Raw genomic sequence first — 18,686 nt, forward strand, 5'->3', positions numbered from 1 at the left:
GGACAAAATCATGGAAAAATTAGCAATCATTGGTTCGGGTATTTCTGGCTCTCCCATCGCCTATTATCTTCAAGATCAATATGAGGTTGATGTCTATGAAAAAAGTAGTCGTGTCGGCGGTCATGCTCACACCTTAGATTTGGATGAGGATGGTCAACGGATTTCTTTTGATACGGCTTTTGTGGTTTGTAATAAACCTAATTATCCCAACTTGATGAAATTTTTTGCTGATTTAGGAGCAGAGACTCAAGATCATTTAGGCGGATTTAATTTTTATAATTTGGATACTGGAATGCAGTTTAATTCCCTAGATCTAGAACTGCCGATGGAAGAATTCGCTCGTCAGCAACCTTCAGAATTAGTCGCTTGTTATCAAGAAGCTAAACGTTTTTTCTCAGAAGCACGGGCTGATTTTTGGGAAGGAAAAACGAGAATTTCTATGCAAGAATATCTAGATAAAAATAACTATAGCCAAGCCTTTCGAGATAACTTTGTCATGCTAATGGGGTCAGCCGTTTGGTCAATTCCTACTGATTTATTAATGGAGTTTCCCGCTTCAACTTTTATCAGCTTTTTTATGACTCATGACCAAGGCGGTTTAGGGGGAAAAACGGTCGAATGGCAAACCGTTAAAGGGGGAAGCAGTCGTTATGTTGAAAGGGTCAAAGATGCTTTAAAGAAACCCATTCGCACTGAGCAAGAAGTGATTTCCGTTAAAAAAAGAGAAGACGGAAAAGTAACGATAAAAACGACCACAGATGAAGAAGTTTATGATAAGGTGGTTATGGCTACTCACGCTGATCAAGCGTTAGGAATACTTGCTGAACCAACTGAATTAGAACAAAACATACTAGGCTGTTTTAAGTATAATGAAACCGCCGTAACTGTTCACACTGATCCAGTTATTATGAACCCCGATCGCAGTAAATGGCAATCCTGGAATTATGGGCAAGTAACTAAAGAAGGAAAGCTTTATACTTATGTGACTTATTATGCCAATAAAGTACATAATTTTACCGCCAAGAAAGATTATTTTGTTTCCTTAGATACCCCCCCATCGCCATTGATGAAGATAAAATTATCCGCATTCTTAAGTATCGACATCCAGCTTATGACATGAATACTCTAGAGGCGCAAAAACAAATTTATCAACTCAATGAAACTGGCCCTATTTACTTCTCAGGGACATATTTCCACATCAAAAAACGAGGCATTGATTCCTATGGCTTTCATGAAAGTGGCATCGGTTGTGCGGTTGAATTAGTTGAACATTTGAAAAAAGGATAATGTTTGGCAAAATACAGAATCAATAATCAGCAACTATACTCAAGTATTTTTCTTGACTCTTTTGAGTAAATTTAACTACAGCTAACTGTTAGTTTCTTAAAAGAAGTTGAAAAATTCTGCTCTTTGCTGAAACCTCCTTTAGGATAGAGAAAACATTCTTGACTACAAACTCTAAAAAATTGACACAGGAGATTTAACAATGAACTCAAAACATCTAGCAACTCTATTAGGATTAACCTCTGTAATCGCTCTTAATCCTGTTCTTCCCGTTAAAGCTGAACCCGTTATTTATATTGAAACAGGGGGGAAAGACAGTCTTCACTTTGATCCTAATGTACTAGCCGTGTTGGAAAGTATTGGTTTATCTTTGGCATCGGTTGAGAATACTGATACTCCCGCACAGGGATATGATTATGCTTTTGATATTCTTCCTCCAAGTTATGACCCTAATATAAGAGGAACGGATTGGGTATTTAGTTACGATGGAGAAACAGATAATTATGAGGCGATTAGTGGAACAACTGAATTGACTGGAAGTGTCTTTTTCAACGTTGATCAAACTAAACTTAATCTTCCTCCTGTGTTCGAGATCGGGGATTTTTCTGCCTTCTTTGAAGTTAATACCGATCCCAATATTCCTGAGCCTTACTTTGTTTTTGTGAGAGATACAGCCAACACAGGTCTTCCAGTTTTTAGCACCGTAGCACCCGGCTTACCTAATGTTGATTTGGTCAATAATACTTGGATTCTAGAACCTTTAGGAATTCTTTTAACGAAAGAGTTTAGTGATTATTTAATAGCAGCAGGAGCAACACAATCGGTTGAAGGATTACAAGTTGCTGTAGCCAGAGGAGATCGTACTTTTATTCCTTTTGCTACTTCTGTTCCCGAACCTACGAATCTTGTAGGAATTTTTTCGATTGCTGGCTTAGGGTTAATTATGAAGCTCAAAAAGTCGGTTTAGTTAACCTCTGCATAACTAGAGGGCTCTCTTGGGTTTGGTGGGTAAAATGTGTTCTAAGATACAGTCCTGCTGGCGAGCGAGTGGAAGGAACCACAGAGACACAAAGGACACAGAGATCGATCACTACTATATAAGTTAAACTTATCACACAAAGAATAAGAGAGCCACTAGAGTTGTTGTGTAATAATTAGAAAAGCTTGAATCTCTGCCACAATCGAGTGTTTAGTAATTTTAAACTATAATTTCTGTCACTCCACTCAATTAAAGTAAGAGATTCAGCCGTTTTGATTGTTACTTTGCAACAACTCTAATGATTACTTGTCATTTTGCTATATAGGGAAATTGTTCATGAATTCTTTGTTTTCATCTATTGGATTAGCATTAATTGCAACCACTTCTGCAATGTTCGTTCCTGTAACTACTATAGCAGCGACGTTTGACTATAGCCCATCTTCCGCACTTCTTAACATTCAATTGATAATTTTTACTAATACATTGCTTACAACCCATTGCCAGTAAGGATTATAGCTACAATGATGGATTTTTATCAAGGTGAAGAATTGTAATTGGTTTTCTCAGAAAAAATCAATTATTGAAAATAGTTCTTAATAGTATTCTCTACAATGACAGTTTTTCGTAAAAACATCTTGGGGAATGTAAAAACATATAAAAATATATGAAGATGTGCGGAATGTCGGCTATAGTAAACTACAGTTAATTTCAACACGACCTATTGAATCTAATCATGTTCTCAGCTTTTTTGGTGATCAAGCACAAAATGAGGGGTTTTTAGCTTTTGCGAATGCAGATTATTCTGCACCAGATGCTGGTCATACAGGAGGACGAGAATTAAATGCAGGAACAACCTCTTATTATACGGCTGGTCGAGAAACTAATTTAATTGCTAGTGGAGCAACTCGTTCAGCAAGCTTGAATGGAATAACTGGTTTTTCTAATTTCTTGAATTATCTAGACACTAATAATATTGCCATAGATAATTTAGGAATTAGCTATGGGGGAGCATCTCACTTACGCGATGAGTAATTATACTTAGCCTAAAAGCCACTCTTAATCGTGTCTTGGAACGAAATAGAGGCTTTTAAAGACCGCGTACATGGAGAATTAAAACAAGAATTACCCTCGAAAAGCCTATTTTTCTACTAAGTATTTATGCTTATTGCAAAGGTGAGATGCTCCCTAGCTATGGTCCTAAAGTGGGAAAAGATATTACAACAACTTGGAATTTAGGAGATGATGAATTCGGTAAAGATTGGTTTTTTACCAAAGATGGGGAAGTTGAAATCGAAGAGCTAATTTATCGAGCCAATCCAGATGATGTGGAGATATTTTTGTCATTAGGAAATACCAAAATTGTTAGTTTTGGTTATTCTCCTAATTATTTTATTTCTACTAACGAAATAGATGGAAATATTGTATTTGGACGTAATCTTCTACTGCTCGATCCAGTACGAGCTTTTAAGGAATCTGGTCTAGATTCTTTAGAATCAGGGTTAGCAGATGCTTTTTTAGAAGATGTTAATGCTGCTGGCGGTTGGGTACAACTTTTCTCTGATGGAGTCGTCAATCCAGCCACTGATGTTACCTTTACTATCGAGAATGGTTATCGAGTTTTAACCGTCTCTTTTCCTTTGGAATTAAGGGCTGTGGGTGTACCTGAACCCAGTTCACTATTGGGATTATCTCTATTAGGATTAGGTGCTATTATCTATCGTTGCTGGCGAGTTTTCTAATTGATTTCAATGAAGCTTAATTAACTTAACTCGCTTTTTCTCAGCAGGAAACAAAGAATCTACAAATTGTGCCAAAGATTCTCCATTTTGCTGAGGAATTTACCATTTTAAACTAGATATAGATGATGTCTAGATAGGGTTGGCTAAATAAATCTAAAAACCTTGTTGGATAATATTTTTAGGCTTTTTTGAAATCAAAAAGTGCCAGCCATTGGAGGGATCGGGGGGGAAATTTAGGCACTTTTTCCCTGAAAATTAGGTAATTGACCCCCTGAAAATCGGTAAAACCCTACACCCTATCCCCCACACCCCACACCCTACTCCCACCGAAAAACTTTTTCAGCAGACCCTAAATGCAAGGCTGGGGAGACAAATCCCAATCCGTTCAGGATAATCGCTTTCACGACTTGCCCAGCTGTGACAATTTCTCCTGGAACCCATTGATACTTGTTCGTTAATAATTTCAACGATTCCTATTTCATCTATAATTCCAGCTACTAATCCTAGATGGTCTAGATTTTTAACTTGAATTTCTGTTGATTAAGTCATGGTCGAACAGCCCACTCGCCTCAGTTTTCCAAGAATATGACGGTTAAAAACGGCGATTTAACTCAATTGAGGTAAATTACCGAAAAAATGCCGATCATCAACCTGAATTCTCAAAAACTGGTTTAAAATTGATTCATAATTTCCATATAAATATGTTCTAACTGTACGGTCTGACGGGCGATAGAATCAATATTAATGCCGTCGAATGCCCGAATAATCTCGCTTAATTCTAGGTGTTCATCTAACCAAAAAGCTAAATCTTTACCGTAAAATTTGGGAGTAAATCCTAATTGTTTCCCTCGATTAATTGCCGCTTCTTGATCCTGGGTATCCATGATAATAATTTCCTTAGCAGGAATGTGCTGACGCAGCTGATTTAAATTACCTTCGGCAATAATACGACCTTGTTTTAAAATTCCTATACGTTGACAGAGACGCTGTGCTTCATCGAGGAGATGGGTAGTTAATAAAATTGTCATTCCCTGTCGCCGTAATTCTCCGATTAAATCCCAAATTTCATAGCGAGATTCGATGTCTAAACCGGTAGTTGGTTCATCAAGAATTAATAATTTTGGCTGATGAACAATAGCCACGGCAATATTCATTCGGCGCTGCATTCCACCGCTTAAAGTTTCCACCGGACTACGGGCGCGATCAAGCAAATTTACTGCGGATAAACTGGTTTTGATCCGATGACGACGCTGGGGGCGATCGAGTCCATAAATCTGAGCAAAAAAGTTGAGATTTTCCTCACAAGTAAGGGATTTGTACAATAAATTTTCTTGCGGTGCAACCCCAATTAATTCTTTAGTAACTCTGGAAATTGGCAAATAATTAAAGGTAATTTCTCCCGATGAGGGTTTTAATAAATTACAAATTAAGTTAATAGTGGTGGTTTTTCCCGCACCATTGGGACCGAGTAAACCGTAAATTTCCCCCGCTTCAATATGAAAGTTTAATTGATCTAATACTAAGCGTCTTCCGTAATTTTTTTTGACATTACTAATAGTCAGCATTTTTAATAAAGTAATAAGGATAGTCAGGCTTTTTTAGGTCATCAGCCGTCAGCTAGGTAATAGTACGAATAACAGGGAAATTGGCTAACTACACTGAAAAACTAAGAAGCTGAATAACTGATGGTGGGTTACGGCGAATAGATAAATTAATGATTAAGTCTGATAATTTGTCTTCGCCTAACCCACCCTACCTAACTGATCACTGATAACCGATCACTGATTTACAATCGGCGTTCAAGGTTTAACATTTGTCGATAGGTAAGCCAACCACCTGCTACCATAGCTAGAGCAAAAAGACAGAGAAAGCGAAAATGAGAGCTAATATCTTCTAGATTTTCGCCCTTTGCCCAAACAGCAATTAAAGCTTCATTCATGTGGTAGATCGGGTTATATTTAGCCAGAGATAGAATATTGTCGGGGAATAAAGCAGTGGGGAGAAAAACGCCGCCTAAAATTAATAAAGGAACCCCAAAAGTTCCCACCAAAGCATTAACATCTTCTGTTCTTTTCGCCAGTTGAGTACCGAGGATAAATCCTAAACCCACATAGGCGGTGATACTAAGGAAAATAATTAATAATTCTAGAGGAATTGAGCCTTTAAAAGTGGCTCCATACTGTTTAGCAATAGAATAAACTAAAACTGTCTGACAGGCGGCAATCACACAATGGGCGAGAAAAATGCCGATGAAATAGGAAACACCGCTTAAAGGCGATAAAAATAACCGTTTAATCGTTTGTTGTTCCCTTTCTGCTACCACCGTCGCCACGGTTCCCCCCAAACAACTAAAGAAAAGTGCCGCCCCGACGAGGGTGGGAGGAGTAGCCAGAGCCATTGCCTCAGCAAGCTCAATTTTGCCTTTTTCTGCCATAATATAGCCATTTAAGAGCAGGACAAGGATCGGGAAAATGCCCCAGAGGATTAAGCTACGCCCGCGCCGGATTAATTCCACTAAAATTCGTTGAGCGATCGCTAAAATTTCCTGCCAATATTTCATAGAATGTTAGTGTAATTGTTTCTCCCTGTAGAGAAATAAGTTTTTCTACTTTGTGACTTAGGGTTATTGTAAGTGTTCCAGAGCTTGATCGGCACGCAATCTTACCACTATTTCCGCTTCTGTCTCCCCAATCTGTCCTAAAAGTTCTCGAATCGCCCCGCGAAATGCCGCCGCCGCAGTTCCTAATCCCTGCAATCCGACGATCGCCGCATATCTAACCACCCACTCTGGATCCCCTTGCAAAAGTTTCTCCAGTGCCTTAAAAACTGCCTTCTGAGCCTCAAAAACCCGACTTTCCTCCAAATCAGACCAAATTATATTTCCTAAGCCCCTAGCCGCCCCTCGCCGCACGCTAAAGGAAAAATCACTCACCGCCGCCTCAAGCAATAAGTCCAATCCTCGCACATCGCCAATTCCTGCTAGGGCGCGGGTTGCCCAAGCTCTCGCCCCATAATTATAACCGTCTAGGTTGGCCAGTAAATAGGGAACCGCCGCTTTGCCGATGGCGATTAAACCATCCACCGCTGCTACGGAGGCACCGGGGTTATTATATCTGAGGACATCGGTGAGGGTGGGTATTGCCGCCTCACTTTTGGCGGCGGCTAAGTTTTCCACGGCGATTAGTAACCCATTGGCTGAGTCGGCTTTTTCGACGGCAATAATTAAAGTCTCAACGGTAGGAAGCATTGTTTATCAGTAGAGGGGTTAGGGTGTGGGGAAGTGGGGAAGTGGGGTGTGGGGTGTGGGGTGTGGGGTGTGGGGTGTGGGGTGTGGGGAGAATAAATAAAATAATCTCCTGTCTCCTGTCTCCTGTCTCCTGTCTCCTGACTCCTATATCCTAACCCCACCAACAAACTTTTAAAGATAATTTTATCGCCAAACTTTTTTCTGTAAAATCTGACTAATTTCTTGGGAAAAAGGACAATCATCGGGAAAGTTAAAGGATTGATAATTGGGGTTATCTCGCAAGCTTTTTAAAGCCGTGGCATAGCAATCTAAAAATACTTGCTCCCAGTAGGGTTTTAAACTAGGAGAATCGCTCAAAAGTTCTTCTAGTTCCCGTTGACTGCGCCTAATAGTTTCTTGCCAACCTCGATCATCTTGAACGTAATCAGCATAGCAGAGTTTGAGGCCGTGTGTTGACTTCTGCCCAAACTTTCTATCGTTCCAGATCAGCAGCAGCGAGTAACCTTCGCCATTGTACCAAAGACTCCATACCGTCCGCTACACTGGGGGGTGTATGCTGTTTACTAGGGCCCTAGGGAACCTAAAATCCCATTTTGGGATTATTCTAAAATAGGTTTATCTTGGAAATGCTAACTCCTGTGCTCATTAAAGCACGATGAAATCTATTTTTAGCTCAGAGTACCATGTCTTTCGTCGATGCCTGATCGCCGCGCGTAAGGATGCGAATTTAACTCAAGCAGCCCTCGCTAAAGCCATCAAAAAGCCGCAATCTTTCGTTGCCAAATACGAAAATGGTGAAAGAAGATTAGATGTGGTTGAGTTCCTTCTGGTTAGTCGTGTAATCGGTGTAGATCCTTGCGAAATTTTAAAGCAAGTTGAGCAAGCTTGTCAGTCCACATCTTGTGGGGAAGGGTTATGAATACAGAAGATGTTATTAGCCTGGCATCGCAATATCTAGATGATTTGTCTGGACATAGATTTGACCTATTAGACATTGCTAGACCAATATCGGTTGCTGCAGCAGTTAATTTAGCCAAAGTAATTTCAAAGCTATCACCACTATTGGGAAATCTGATTGAATTTAACACTGTTGAGTTTTTGAATAAGCAGGAAATATTTGCGCCGTTTGGTGAATGGAAAAGGCAAGATCCAGGATTTCCTGATACTGTCTTCATGGGTAGCATCCAGCCTACCCCGGGATTAGAAATAAAAGCATGGTTCCCATTAGCTACTGAAATAACAGCCCGTTTCAAAGATAGTCAAAATCATTTTCAGTTTGATCAAACCTACGTTTCTCTAATAGCTTGGCTGCCTGAAGCGGTAATTTATGGCAAACCCAAGATTCTAGATGTATGCGTTGTCTCTGGCTTTTCAGTGGCTAAAGCGAGAGATGATCATTATCATAATCCTCCTGATTACCTTGTTCTAGAACCCGAAGATACAACCCAAAGGAGAGCAAATTTGCAACAAACAAATACTAATGGATACAAATTTCAAGGGACGGACGAAGAACTATTTCAAGCTGAAGAAATAGTTAATTCTTGGGGAAATGATGGCAGGCTTTATAAGCCGACACAAGAGTATCAAATGCTCTTGCGGGAACTGATCACTCTCTTCAAATATAGATTAGACACTAATTTTGCCAAAATGGACAGGATTTTACATCCAGGAATTGAGGATTTTAAAAAGCGTGTTTATCAAACACATTTCTCTGGAATGGGCTCTTCTGGTTTCTGTGTGGAAACGAGGTCTATACTGATAGTTTCTTCGACAAAATAGTCCTAAAAGTGTTGCCCGATAAGCATTTCACGATTCCATAAGCAAAAATTATCACACAAAGTCGAGAAGAGCCTGGAATGAAAGTTGGACAGTGGAACAGGCTTTTAGCTAGTCGTCGAGAGGAGTTAATTAAATCTGCTTTAAGAGAACACCTTGGCATCAAAGAAGGGAACATTGATGAACTACTTGACTAAACCTTTTGACTCCATAATAGAAATAAGTTTCGTCAATTTCACAAGCGAAAGCTTTTCGATTCAGGATATTGGCAGCTAAAGAGGCACTGAAAAGCCCCCCAAATGGTTCCCAAACCACATCCTGTTCCTCACTTGAAGCTTCAATAATTAATTTCATCAGATCCAGTGGCTTTTGATTTAAGTGAACAGCTTTACCATCCTGAGACTTAATTCGTTCATCATCGCGCAAAGCTGAACGATCCCAAACATTTGTAAAACCATGAGGGCAATTAAATTTAGAGCGCATCTTCTCCCACTCTTTACCTGTTAAAGGACGCTGGCCATTTTTAGAAAAATAGGGTTTTCCCTCTGGGTTTCCGTGTTCGTTGGCATAGAAAACTAATTTTTCAAACATTTCGGGTGGGGGAAAATACCATAAATGTCCTTGATCAAAATATTTTCTTGTTGCCGCATCTGCGACACCACAAGCTAAATTAGCTTGACGCAAAGGTAAGCCCGATCTTAACCATTCCTTTCGGAGCCATTCTTTAAGTGTTAAGTCAGCAATTTTGACTTCTCTAACGTATTGGACGCAAACCTCTGTCACCACTGGAAAACGCCTTATTTTCTCTGTGTTGACATTACCTGCAATATGACCTTTTCCTTTATTCCATATATTACAATTAACATATCGCCAGCCAAATTTCTCAAGTATTGGATGTACCACAGCCCAGCCAATTTCTGAGTTCCAAAACCAAAGAGTTGTATTTGGCAAGGCCAACTTAGACCAAGCTTCCACATGAGGTTCATACCATTCAGGTAGGTCAAGATGATCTGATGTATCACCTTCAAATCCTAAAAGACCGTAGCCTCCGTCTGAGATTATTACTATAGGTTGTTCCCAAGAATCATAATGTTCAATGCTATTACCAAGACTCAGACTAACACTGCTGTTATTCCAAGCTGAAAAAGCTAGTTTCTCAGTAAGTTGGACAGTTTTGCCACGCCCAACAGTGCTTGTTGCTTTATTCTTCTTTATACTTGGCAGACGATGGGAAGGCTCAGGTATATCCATGGATTTTTTTATCGTCTTATAAACAGTATGAATATCAATACTCTATCCTGTTTTAGGATATTTGGCTAAGCTAAACGGCGCTTAACCTGCATGATCCAATAGCTATAACCCTTTTGGAGTCTATATCGGTGATCCGAAGTAAAAGCCGTTTAGCTTACCCCATAAACCAATGACCTAGAAACTTAGCCTAAGACTAGCAAACTTTCTATCTCCTCGCTCAAGTTTTCCCAGTCAACTTGATCAAAGTTTTTTTGTTTTAACAGAGTGATTGTTTCGTTCAGCCAGCCGACATAATCGGTTTGAATTAGCATAAAACCTCTGGATTTTATGAGTTTGAATTTTCCTAGAAAATAACCAATTATTTACAGCATTTCTCATAAACATAAAGTATAAATGTATCGGACATTGTCTCAGATTTGACCGTCTCCTAATCCCACCAACAAACTCTTAAAGATAATTTTATCGCCAAACTTTTTTCTGTAAAATCTGACTAATTTCTTGGGGAAAAGGACAATCATCCGGAAAGTTAAAGGATTGATAATCGGGGTTATCTCGCAAGCTTTTTAAAGCCGTGGCATAGCAATCTAAAAATACTTGATCCCAGTAGGGTTTTAAACTAGGAGAATCGATCAAAAGTTCTTCTAGTTCCCGTTGACTGCGCCTAATAGTTTCTTGCCAACATCGATAATCCTCAACGTAATCAGTATAGCAAAGTTTGAGGCATTGTTCTAAGATGGTGGTTAACTGGTTGCGGAGTTCACGTTTTTGACTTCTGCCCAAACTTTCTATCTCCTCGAGCAAGTTTTCCCAGTCAACTTTATCAAAGTTTTTTTGTTTTAACAGAGTGATTGTCTCGTTTAGCCAGCCGACATAATCAGTTTGAATTAGCATAAAAACCTCTGGATTGCATCGGTTTTAATTTAGATACAAAATAACCAATGATTAATTACAATAAACTATCCATTAAAGTGAGAATTTCCGAGATATTTTCGCCCCTAGAATTAGTTTTTAGATGGTTTTCTAAAAGTTCCTTGAGAGCAACCAGTTTCAGACTATTTTCCGCCAAAGTATTAGCGATCGCAGGAGCAGCCGGCAGATAACCCGTAGCACCTAAATCCATTAAAGCAGAACGACGCAGCTGTAATTCTTCCCCTTGCAAGGCATTAATCAGAATATCGCCATAGTAGGAATTAGCTGTGAGTTGATAGAGGGCGCGGGCAGCCGCATAACGCACTTTTTCGACGAAATGCTGTAAAAACGGTTCGATCAGGGGAATCGCTGCCGTCGCTTGCAGGGTTCCCAAGGCTTCGATAATCGCTTCGTAGGGTTGGACTAAATGGGGTTTTCCCGCCACTAAAACAGCCACTTCGATGCCACCCTCTAATAGTTTCTTTAAAGGTGCGATCGCGCTTCGATCCTGAAGCATTTCCAATGCTTGGGCCGCCGATTCACGCACATAATAATCCTCGCAGTCGAGACAGGCAATCAAAGCGGGAACACAATTGAGATCATCTAATTTCCCTAAAGCACTGGCGGCATTGCGTCGCAGGGGATAACCGCCGTCGGGAGTGCGATCGCTTTCGTCTTCTAAAGCGGCAATTAAGGCCGAAATCGCCTCCGGTTGACGAACACGAAATCTACCCAACCACCAAGCAGCATAATAACGCGCTCCTAGGTCTTCTCTTTGCTGGATATTAGCGATCGCTTGTTCAACAGTATAGGCCGGATTATCGACGGCAGCAGAGTAAGAATCGCTCATAGACAAGTGAAAATGGGTGTAGGGGAAGTGGGGTGTGGGGTGTGGGGTGTGGGGTGTGGGGTGTGGGGAAGTGGGGAAGTGGGGAGAATAAATAAAACCTGTCTCCTGTCTCCTGTCTCCTTACTCCTGTCTCCTTACTCCTTACTCCTGTCTCCTGACTCCTGTCTCGGAGAATACTGACGACCGACTCAGTTTTTCATAGTTGCCGCGCCATTGCCAATACCAGAATAAATTAAACCCCGTTGAGCATCGAGACTAATGATTACCCCTTCGCGGATAATTTTCGTGGCATCTTTAACCCCGACAATCACAGGAATACCCAATTTTAAACCGATAGTAGCGGCGTGATTGTTCATCGCATTATCTTCGGTGATAATTCCGCCAGCTTTCCGCATCATATCCACATATTCGGCGCTGGTGGTGGGAACGACTAAAATCTCCCCACTACTAAAACTACCCACTTCTCGGGCATTATGGGCTACTCGCGCCCGGCCACTAGCCACACCCTGGCCGATACCCGTACCCTTGCCCAAAAGGGATTTTACCACTTCCACCTTAATTAAATCCGTGGAACCGGCCACCCCTTGCAGAGTTCCCGCCGTCATCACCACTAAGTCACCATCCGCTAGGAGGTTATTTTCCTGGGCAAGATTCATCGCCACTTGAAAAGTTTGGCTGGTGGAGGGTAAATCGAGCAATAACATCGGTTTTACGCCCCAAACTAGCTGTAACTGCTGTGCCACTTCCCGATGGGGAGTAACGGCTAAAATCGGGGTTTTTGGGCGAAATCGCGAGACATTACGGGCAGTAGAGCCGGTTTTTGTCAGGGTAATAATTGCCGCTGCCCCCAATTGTTCGGCAATTTGACTAACTGCCGAGGAAATAGCGTTAGGAATCGATTGTTTATTGTTAGAGCGAGCGGCACTATTGATCTGTTCCCGTTCGATCCTTTCGGCAATGCGGGCCATGGTTGCCACCGCTTCGATGGGATAATGACCCACAGCCGTTTCATTGGAAAGCATGACCGCATCAGTGCCATCTAAAATCGCATTAGCCACGTCCGAAACCTCGGCGCGGGTGGGACGAGGATTACTGGCCATACTGTCAAGCATTTGAGTGGCGGTAATAATCGGGATACCTAGCTGATTAGCGGTGTTAATCAGGCGTTTTTGCAGGATTGGCACGTCTTCGGCGGGTAATTCTACTCCTAAATCTCCCCTAGCCACCATAACACCATCACAGAGGGATAAAATTGCCTCCATTTCCTCGATCGCTTCGTGTTTTTCAATTTTAGCGATTACGGGGATAGATTTACCCGCACTGGCGATTAATTCTTTAATTTCGAGGATATCTTGGGGATTACGCACAAAACTAAGGGCGATCCAATCCACATCCCACAGCAGTCCGAACATTAAATCTTTTTTGTCCTTATCGGTTAAAGCTTTCACCGACAGATAGACGTTGGGAAAATTTACCCCTTTATTACTGGATAAGACACCCCCAACCACTACGCGACAGGAAAGATCACCTTTCAAACGATCCACCGATTCCACCCGCATTTCGACTTTACCATCATCGAGGAGAATTCTCGAACCTTCTGGGACTTCTTGGGCCAGCGAGGGATAGCTAATGGAACTGATTTCCTGATTACATTCCACATCCCTAGAAGTAAGGATAAAATGTTCCCCCGGTTTCAGGGTAATCGACCCACAGGCAAATTTACCTAAACGAATTTTTGGTCCCTGTAGATCCTGAAGGATGCCAATCGGTTGATTGAGTTCAAAGGCTAACTGACGGATCAAGTTAATGCTGTGACGATGGTAATCGTGATCGCCATGGGAAAAGTTTAATCTAAATGTCGTCGCCCCCGCCTTGATCATCTGACGTAATGTTTCCTTATTTTGCGAGGCTGGGCCAATCGTGGCCACAATTTTAGTGCGACGGGGGAAAGACAGAGAGTGCATAGATAAGCAACTAAATGGGCGAAGTAAATATAGCAGCGTTTGGTACGCTTCGCTCATCTTCTCATAAATGGTTATATCCAGTGAAAAGTTAAAAGTAAAAAAACGGTGAGATCTACAAATCCCACCGTTTTAGATTGTTTAATCAATCAACTTAGCTTAGAAACGGAAAGTTGTCCGGATGACACCGACCACAATGGAGTTACCATCGTTGTTAGCGTTGAAGACCGCATAGGCACCGGGGGTAATCAGGATGTTTTTGGTGACTGGGAACTTATACTGAGCTTCTACCATGTAAGAGGTGCTGCTTTCTTTATCGGAACGGGGTACTTGACCACCACCTAAAGAGAAGGCCGCACCTTCGGCAAAGAGGTCGAGGACGGAAAGATTAAGGTTCCAAGACCAGATACCAGTGTTATTGTCTCCGATCGCATTATTAACACCAGTGGCCGAGGCATTGGCATAACCCCCCCATGCCCCTAGATTTAAGACTCCCGGGATAACCTGGGCGCTCGCTTGAAGACCGAAACGGTCAGCTACAGTAGCAACGTTACCGAAGGGACGCTCAGTCAGAGGGCTGCTGACGTTACCGAATAAACCAGAACTCATACTAGCCGCAGTTTGATAACTGCGAACATAGACGAAGTTAATATCGGCAAATTTGATGAAGGAGAAACCAACCTGAGCACCCGCACTGTAGGAACCGTTAAATAAACCGCTACCCGGGTTAGGATTGCTGGCACCATTAGTCCCACCCTCAGCTAGGTAGGTTCCTGTGACTTGGAAAACATCCCCGATATTAAATCTGACCGCCGCACCAACACCGGAAGGACCACGGAAAACGATGTTATTGTAGCGTTGACCGCGAGATAAAGCACCTGTACCGCTATCGGCGAGGAAGGGGTTAGCCGTAATAAAAACGTCATCTAGGTTTAACTGGTTAGCACCAACCCAAACGGTGATGTTACCGAAGGGAGTACCGATGGGAGCGCGGTAGAACAAGTCATCGATGGTGACATCGTTGTCACGACCATCATCGTATGCTAGACGGGTCATGTTGGTTCTCGTCGGACCGTTTTGGTTGAAGGTATTGTTAAAGTTACCTGCTTGTAAACGGGTTCTTAACAAATCTTTACCGGTGAAACTGGTTTCAAAGTTGAGACGAACCCGATTATTAAATACTGTTTGAGTTTCATCTTGATTGCTGCCCTCAGTCACCGTACCGTCGGTATTTCTAATGGAAGCTTGACCACCCCAGCTATCGGCGATACTGAATATCACCTCACCTCTGAGTTTGGTGGTGGTGGAAAATTGATTGTTTTCCAAGAAAGCAACGCGCTGTTCAAGGTTATCCACTCTAGCTCCTAAAGCCGCTAGTTCGGTTTCAAATTCTTGAACAAGACGTTTTAATTTATCGATATCTTCTCTGAGTACCCCGACACCATCTTGAATTAAACGTTCCATGACGTTTAAACAAGCGTTTAAACCTGCGGCAAATTCCCAACGAGTGGTGGCGCGATCACCGCGGAAGGTACGGTCGGGAAAACCCACGATACAACCGTAACGTTCCACAAGACTTCTTAATGCCTCGTAGGCCCAAGCGGTGGGAGATACGTCCCGCAGTTGGTTAACGCTAGTCACCTGGGACATGGAACCTTGATAAACACCCGTATTAATCTGCTGACTACTTTGGGCGCGTTGAATGCGATCGAGTTGTTGTTGCGCAGCCGGATCAATTTTCAGTTGAGGTGTCCCCGGCATAGTTTGAGCCACTGCGCTGCCAGCCGCCGCCACGGAAGCCCCTAATACTAAAGGAGTTACCTTGACTAAATTCTTGAATAGTTTTGACATGGGTCAATCCTCACACCTTACTCTATGGATTGAATGGACTATGAATACAAACAGACTATATATTTAGCCTGAATTATACTGATATTCTATGCTAATTCCCCCTTGGCTGGGTTAAGTTAATTTTATGATATGACAGAAAAATTTCTGTCTGCTCTTATTAAAATTAGAACCTACGCACTTGACAAATTAACCATGATGTGCATCGATAAAAATTGGTCGTTTCAGACTTTTGGCGATTAACTTCCCAACGATAGCGATCGCTAAAAAGTGATCAAGAAATCAGGTTAAAATGCCCGAAACCCTTCTAGCACATTTAGTCAATCCTGTCAATAGGCAAAACCTAAAGATTTTATTAAAATCTCAGCCTTTTCAGTTATCAGTGATCAGTTATCAGTGATCAGATGTGAGTTTTCAGTTCACGAGGGACGAATCTAAGACCTAATTAGTTAAGCTAAAAGCTTTGATGTGCTTAGTTTCTAACCTTCTTTTTGGGTAGAAGAATTGTCAGATTCTGTCTTTTGCCTCTTGCCTGTTGCCTCTTGCCTTCAGTAGCTGATTACTGTTCACTGATCACTGATAAAATCTCCCCACCTCCCTAAAAATAAGTAGGTAGGTGTTAAAAACTGTCAGATCCCCCCGCCTATCGGCACCCCCCTTATCAAGGGGGGCAGGGGGGATCAAAGACAAAATCTATCTTCAATTTAATTGTAACCAGCTACTTAGTTGTTTAAACTAGGCTCGATCGAGTAAGTTAGAATCGAGGATGATAGATGGGGTTAGAATATAGCTCGACTCTAGAAGTTAAAAACAGCAAGATTGCTGCTGAAAGCTGACGGCTAATAGCTCACCGCTATAGATAAAGACTCGATTCTTGAATTTAAGCACCGAGAAGGGAGATAAAGATGGTCAATTTTGGGCTGAATTCGGCCAGTATCTTGGGAATTTTTCTGGCAGTGGCCGGAGCCGGGTTATACTTCCTGCGCTCGGTGCGGCCAGAACTTTCCAGGGATCATGATATATTTTTTGCCGCCGTTGGTTTACTGTGCGGTTTAATTCTACTTTTTCAAGGGTGGCGACTGGATCCGATTTTGCAATTCGGACAATTTTTGCTGACTGGGGCAGCGGTGTTTTTTGCCTTCGAGACGGTAAAATTGCGGGGTTTAACCACGGAACAGGCCCGCCGCGGCACGTCTTTTGTGGATGAACGTCCTGTGAGTCGGGAATATCGGGCCGAATTGGAACCCCTCGACACCTACGAACCGGAGGAACGTTACGAAGATAATCCCCGTTTACGCGGTTACGATGATCCCCGATCTTCCCGCACTTCTAGTTATCAGGAGGAGGAACCCCGCAGCACCCGCACCCGTCGGCCGGCCGATACCGGCAGTCGCAAAACCGCTAATCGTCGTCCCCGCAATAGTTCCCCCACTAGCGATCGAGATGTTTATGATCAGCGCCGTAGCGGTGATGATTGGGAAGAAACCAGTTCCCGTCCCCGTCGTCGTCCCGCTAGTGAAGAGACGAGCAGTAAACCACCCCGCACTAGCCAAAAACGTCGTACTCGCCCAATAATTGAGGATGATCCGCCATTTAAAGGGGAATACGTCGATTATCAACCGATCGATCCTAGCGATACGAGCGATCGAGAAGATTGGCAGAGACCGGATAATAGTGAACGGGAGTCGAGTAATGATCATCCGACTAGGTTTGATTATTAAGGAGTAGGTCCAATGACCAAAGCTCCCTTTTTCCTGTTTATCTGCTTGTTTTTAGGGGTTATAGGCGGTTGTAATCTCAATAACCCCGGTTTATCTACAGGAACCCTCAATAGTCGCTATAATGACGAAAAACCTGCCCTGAGCGGTGATGGTCGTTGGCTGGCTTTGCTGTCTAATCGTCGCGGTAGTAATCAGATACTGCTGTATGATTTGCAGACAAAACAATACCAGGCCTTAGGGGGACTATATACGGGTCAAGAAATTACCGATAGCCCTAGTTTAAGCCAAACGGGGCGTTATCTGGCTTATGTGGTGATTATTGAAGGTCGTCCCGTCATCGCTTTATATGATCGCATTACCGATCGCTCTGAGTTATTGAGTCAAAATTATCGCGGTTGGTTGCGAAATCCCCGTCTTAGTCCCGATGGTCGTTATCTTGTCTTTGAGTCCGCTCGTCGGGGACAATGGGATGTGGAGGTTCTCGATCGCGGTCCGAATATCGAGTTAGATATTGCCGATGGCAGTCCCGTTGAAAGTCCCAAACCGTGAAACGTCATTTTTTTATTAGTCTTGTTGCTGTAATTAGTTTGTTAACTGGATGTGCGGGTTATCCCAGTTTATTGTCTTTTCCTTTCGATCGAGGGGGGAGAAGTTTAAATAGTGCTGCTAGTGAATTAACTCCCTATCTTGCCTCTCGCTATCTCGTTTTTGCTTCCGATCGCAATGGTTCCCAAGCTATCTATCTTTTTGATGCTATTGATCGCCGTTTACTGCCTTTACCCGGCCTAAATTCTCTCGATCAGATCGCTTCTAGTCCTTCCATTAGTGAAGATGGTCGTTATATCGTTTTTACTGCTAGTCGTCAGGGAAAAACGACTATTTATCTGTACGATCGACAAACTGAACAGAGAAGGGAAATTGCTCCCGATCTCCTCGCAGAAGTACGCAATCCGATCATCAGTGCCGATGGTTCTAAAGTGGCTTTTGAAGCGGCAAAAAATGGGCAATGGGATATTATGATTTACGATCTATCCGGACGGGTATTAGTCAATGAAAATCAGTGATCATTAGACCTCTTATAAAAATAAAAAATTGTTGTTAGGGTTAGGAGTCAGTAGCCA

Annotated in this window: 18 protein-coding genes and 3 pseudogenes; 10 read left to right on the top strand and 11 right to left on the bottom strand. The window is 42.3% G+C overall.

What is annotated here, in order from left to right; translation table 11 throughout:
* Positions 1-10: 10 nt before the first annotated feature.
* The 5 genes from VL20_RS21275 (at position 11) to VL20_RS21290 (ending at position 4,002) form a co-directional block, all read left to right on the top strand.
* Positions 11-1,120: an NAD(P)/FAD-dependent oxidoreductase gene (locus VL20_RS21275; protein ID WP_284525879.1), complete on the top strand. Its 1,110-nt coding sequence runs from the start codon at positions 11-13 to the stop codon at positions 1,118-1,120.
* Positions 1,117-1,287 carry a hypothetical protein gene (locus VL20_RS33140; protein WP_284525880.1) on the top strand — a complete coding sequence of 57 codons (171 nt, stop codon included), beginning with the start codon at positions 1,117-1,119 and terminating at the stop codon, positions 1,285-1,287. Before VL20_RS21275 ends, VL20_RS33140 begins: the two co-directional genes overlap by 4 nt.
* Positions 1,288-1,486: 199 nt before the next feature.
* Positions 1,487-2,251, top strand: coding sequence for a hypothetical protein (locus VL20_RS21280; protein ID WP_052277696.1), 765 nt, complete (start codon positions 1,487-1,489; stop codon positions 2,249-2,251).
* Between the two features lie 684 nt (positions 2,252-2,935).
* Positions 2,936-3,295, top strand: coding sequence for a hypothetical protein (locus tag VL20_RS21285; protein ID WP_052277697.1), 360 nt, complete (start codon positions 2,936-2,938; stop codon positions 3,293-3,295).
* Positions 3,296-3,441: 146 nt separating this feature from the next.
* Positions 3,442-4,002 carry a PEP-CTERM sorting domain-containing protein gene (locus VL20_RS21290; RefSeq protein WP_052277698.1) on the top strand — a complete coding sequence of 187 codons (561 nt, stop codon included), beginning with the start codon at positions 3,442-3,444 and terminating at the stop codon, positions 4,000-4,002.
* A gap of 350 nt (positions 4,003-4,352) precedes the next feature.
* Here VL20_RS21290 and VL20_RS29885 read toward each other — a convergent pair.
* From VL20_RS29885 to VL20_RS29890, 5 genes and pseudogenes are all read right to left on the bottom strand, one after another.
* Positions 4,353-4,533, bottom strand: a pseudogene (locus VL20_RS29885) (DUF4277 domain-containing protein); the annotation flags it as partial.
* Between the two features lie 140 nt (positions 4,534-4,673).
* Positions 4,674-5,567 carry an ABC transporter ATP-binding protein gene (locus tag VL20_RS21295; RefSeq protein WP_052277699.1) on the bottom strand — a complete coding sequence of 298 codons (894 nt, stop codon included), beginning with the start codon at positions 5,565-5,567 and terminating at the stop codon, positions 4,674-4,676.
* Positions 5,568-5,788: 221 nt separating this feature from the next.
* Positions 5,789-6,562, bottom strand: coding sequence for an ABC transporter permease (locus VL20_RS21300; protein ID WP_002734025.1), 774 nt, complete (start codon positions 6,560-6,562; stop codon positions 5,789-5,791).
* A gap of 63 nt (positions 6,563-6,625) precedes the next feature.
* Positions 6,626-7,249 (bottom strand): C-phycocyanin alpha-cysteine-84 phycocyanobilin lyase subunit CpcF, encoded by a 624-nt coding sequence (locus VL20_RS21305; RefSeq protein WP_052277700.1) that lies wholly within the window; start codon positions 7,247-7,249, stop codon positions 6,626-6,628.
* Positions 7,250-7,432: 183 nt separating this feature from the next.
* Positions 7,433-7,693, bottom strand: a pseudogene (locus VL20_RS29890) (DUF29 family protein); the annotation flags it as partial.
* Between the two features lie 211 nt (positions 7,694-7,904).
* Between VL20_RS29890 and VL20_RS21310 the strand changes: the two are divergent.
* Together VL20_RS21310 and VL20_RS21315 are read left to right on the top strand one after the other, a co-directional pair.
* The gene (locus tag VL20_RS21310) at positions 7,905-8,168 is read left to right on the top strand and encodes a helix-turn-helix domain-containing protein (RefSeq protein ID WP_052277701.1); all 264 of its coding nucleotides are present in this window, start codon (positions 7,905-7,907) and stop codon (positions 8,166-8,168) included.
* Positions 8,165-9,028: a hypothetical protein gene (locus VL20_RS21315; RefSeq protein ID WP_052277702.1), complete on the top strand. Its 864-nt coding sequence runs from the start codon at positions 8,165-8,167 to the stop codon at positions 9,026-9,028. The genes VL20_RS21310 and VL20_RS21315 overlap by 4 nt, the downstream gene beginning before the upstream one ends.
* Before the next feature lie 159 nt (positions 9,029-9,187).
* Here the strand turns inward: VL20_RS21315 and VL20_RS21320 are convergent, their stop codons facing one another.
* The 6 genes and pseudogenes from VL20_RS21320 to VL20_RS21340 all read right to left on the bottom strand — a co-directional run bounded on the left by VL20_RS21320 (position 9,188) and on the right by VL20_RS21340 (position 15,847).
* Complete coding sequence (locus VL20_RS21320; protein ID WP_052277703.1) at positions 9,188-10,276, bottom strand: DNA methyltransferase; 1,089 nt, start codon at positions 10,274-10,276, stop codon at positions 9,188-9,190.
* Between the two features lie 197 nt (positions 10,277-10,473).
* Positions 10,474-10,587 (bottom strand): annotated as a pseudogene (locus VL20_RS29895) (DUF29 family protein); the annotation flags it as partial.
* Between the two features lie 148 nt (positions 10,588-10,735).
* Entirely contained in the window at positions 10,736-11,167 is a 432-nt protein-coding gene (locus tag VL20_RS21325) for a DUF29 domain-containing protein (protein WP_052277704.1), read from the bottom strand.
* Between the two features lie 55 nt (positions 11,168-11,222).
* Positions 11,223-12,035: a C-phycocyanin alpha-cysteine-84 phycocyanobilin lyase subunit CpcE gene (locus tag VL20_RS21330; protein ID WP_052277705.1), complete on the bottom strand. Its 813-nt coding sequence runs from the start codon at positions 12,033-12,035 to the stop codon at positions 11,223-11,225.
* A 188-nt stretch (positions 12,036-12,223) separates the two neighbouring features.
* On the bottom strand, positions 12,224-13,999 hold the full coding sequence (pyk, locus tag VL20_RS21335; protein WP_052277706.1) for a pyruvate kinase: 1,776 nt from the start codon (positions 13,997-13,999) through the stop codon (positions 12,224-12,226).
* Between the two features lie 156 nt (positions 14,000-14,155).
* Positions 14,156-15,847 carry an iron uptake porin gene (locus VL20_RS21340; protein WP_052277707.1) on the bottom strand — a complete coding sequence of 564 codons (1,692 nt, stop codon included), beginning with the start codon at positions 15,845-15,847 and terminating at the stop codon, positions 14,156-14,158.
* A gap of 902 nt (positions 15,848-16,749) precedes the next feature.
* On the opposite strand from VL20_RS21340, the gene VL20_RS21345 reads away from it, so the two are divergent.
* The 3 genes from VL20_RS21345 to VL20_RS21355 are packed head-to-tail and all read left to right on the top strand — an operon-like array spanning position 16,750 to position 18,629.
* Complete coding sequence (locus VL20_RS21345; RefSeq protein ID WP_052277708.1) at positions 16,750-17,565, top strand: Ycf66 family protein; 816 nt, start codon at positions 16,750-16,752, stop codon at positions 17,563-17,565.
* A 12-nt stretch (positions 17,566-17,577) separates the two neighbouring features.
* Entirely contained in the window at positions 17,578-18,114 is a 537-nt protein-coding gene (locus VL20_RS21350) for a TolB family protein (RefSeq protein ID WP_052277709.1), read from the top strand.
* Positions 18,111-18,629, top strand: a complete 519-nt coding sequence (locus tag VL20_RS21355; RefSeq protein WP_052277710.1) for a TolB family protein — start codon at positions 18,111-18,113, stop codon at positions 18,627-18,629. The genes VL20_RS21350 and VL20_RS21355 overlap by 4 nt, the downstream gene beginning before the upstream one ends.
* Positions 18,630-18,686: the final 57 nt, after the last annotated feature.

The organism is Microcystis panniformis FACHB-1757 (assembly GCF_001264245.1).
Classification (GTDB): domain Bacteria; phylum Cyanobacteriota; class Cyanobacteriia; order Cyanobacteriales; family Microcystaceae; genus Microcystis; species Microcystis panniformis.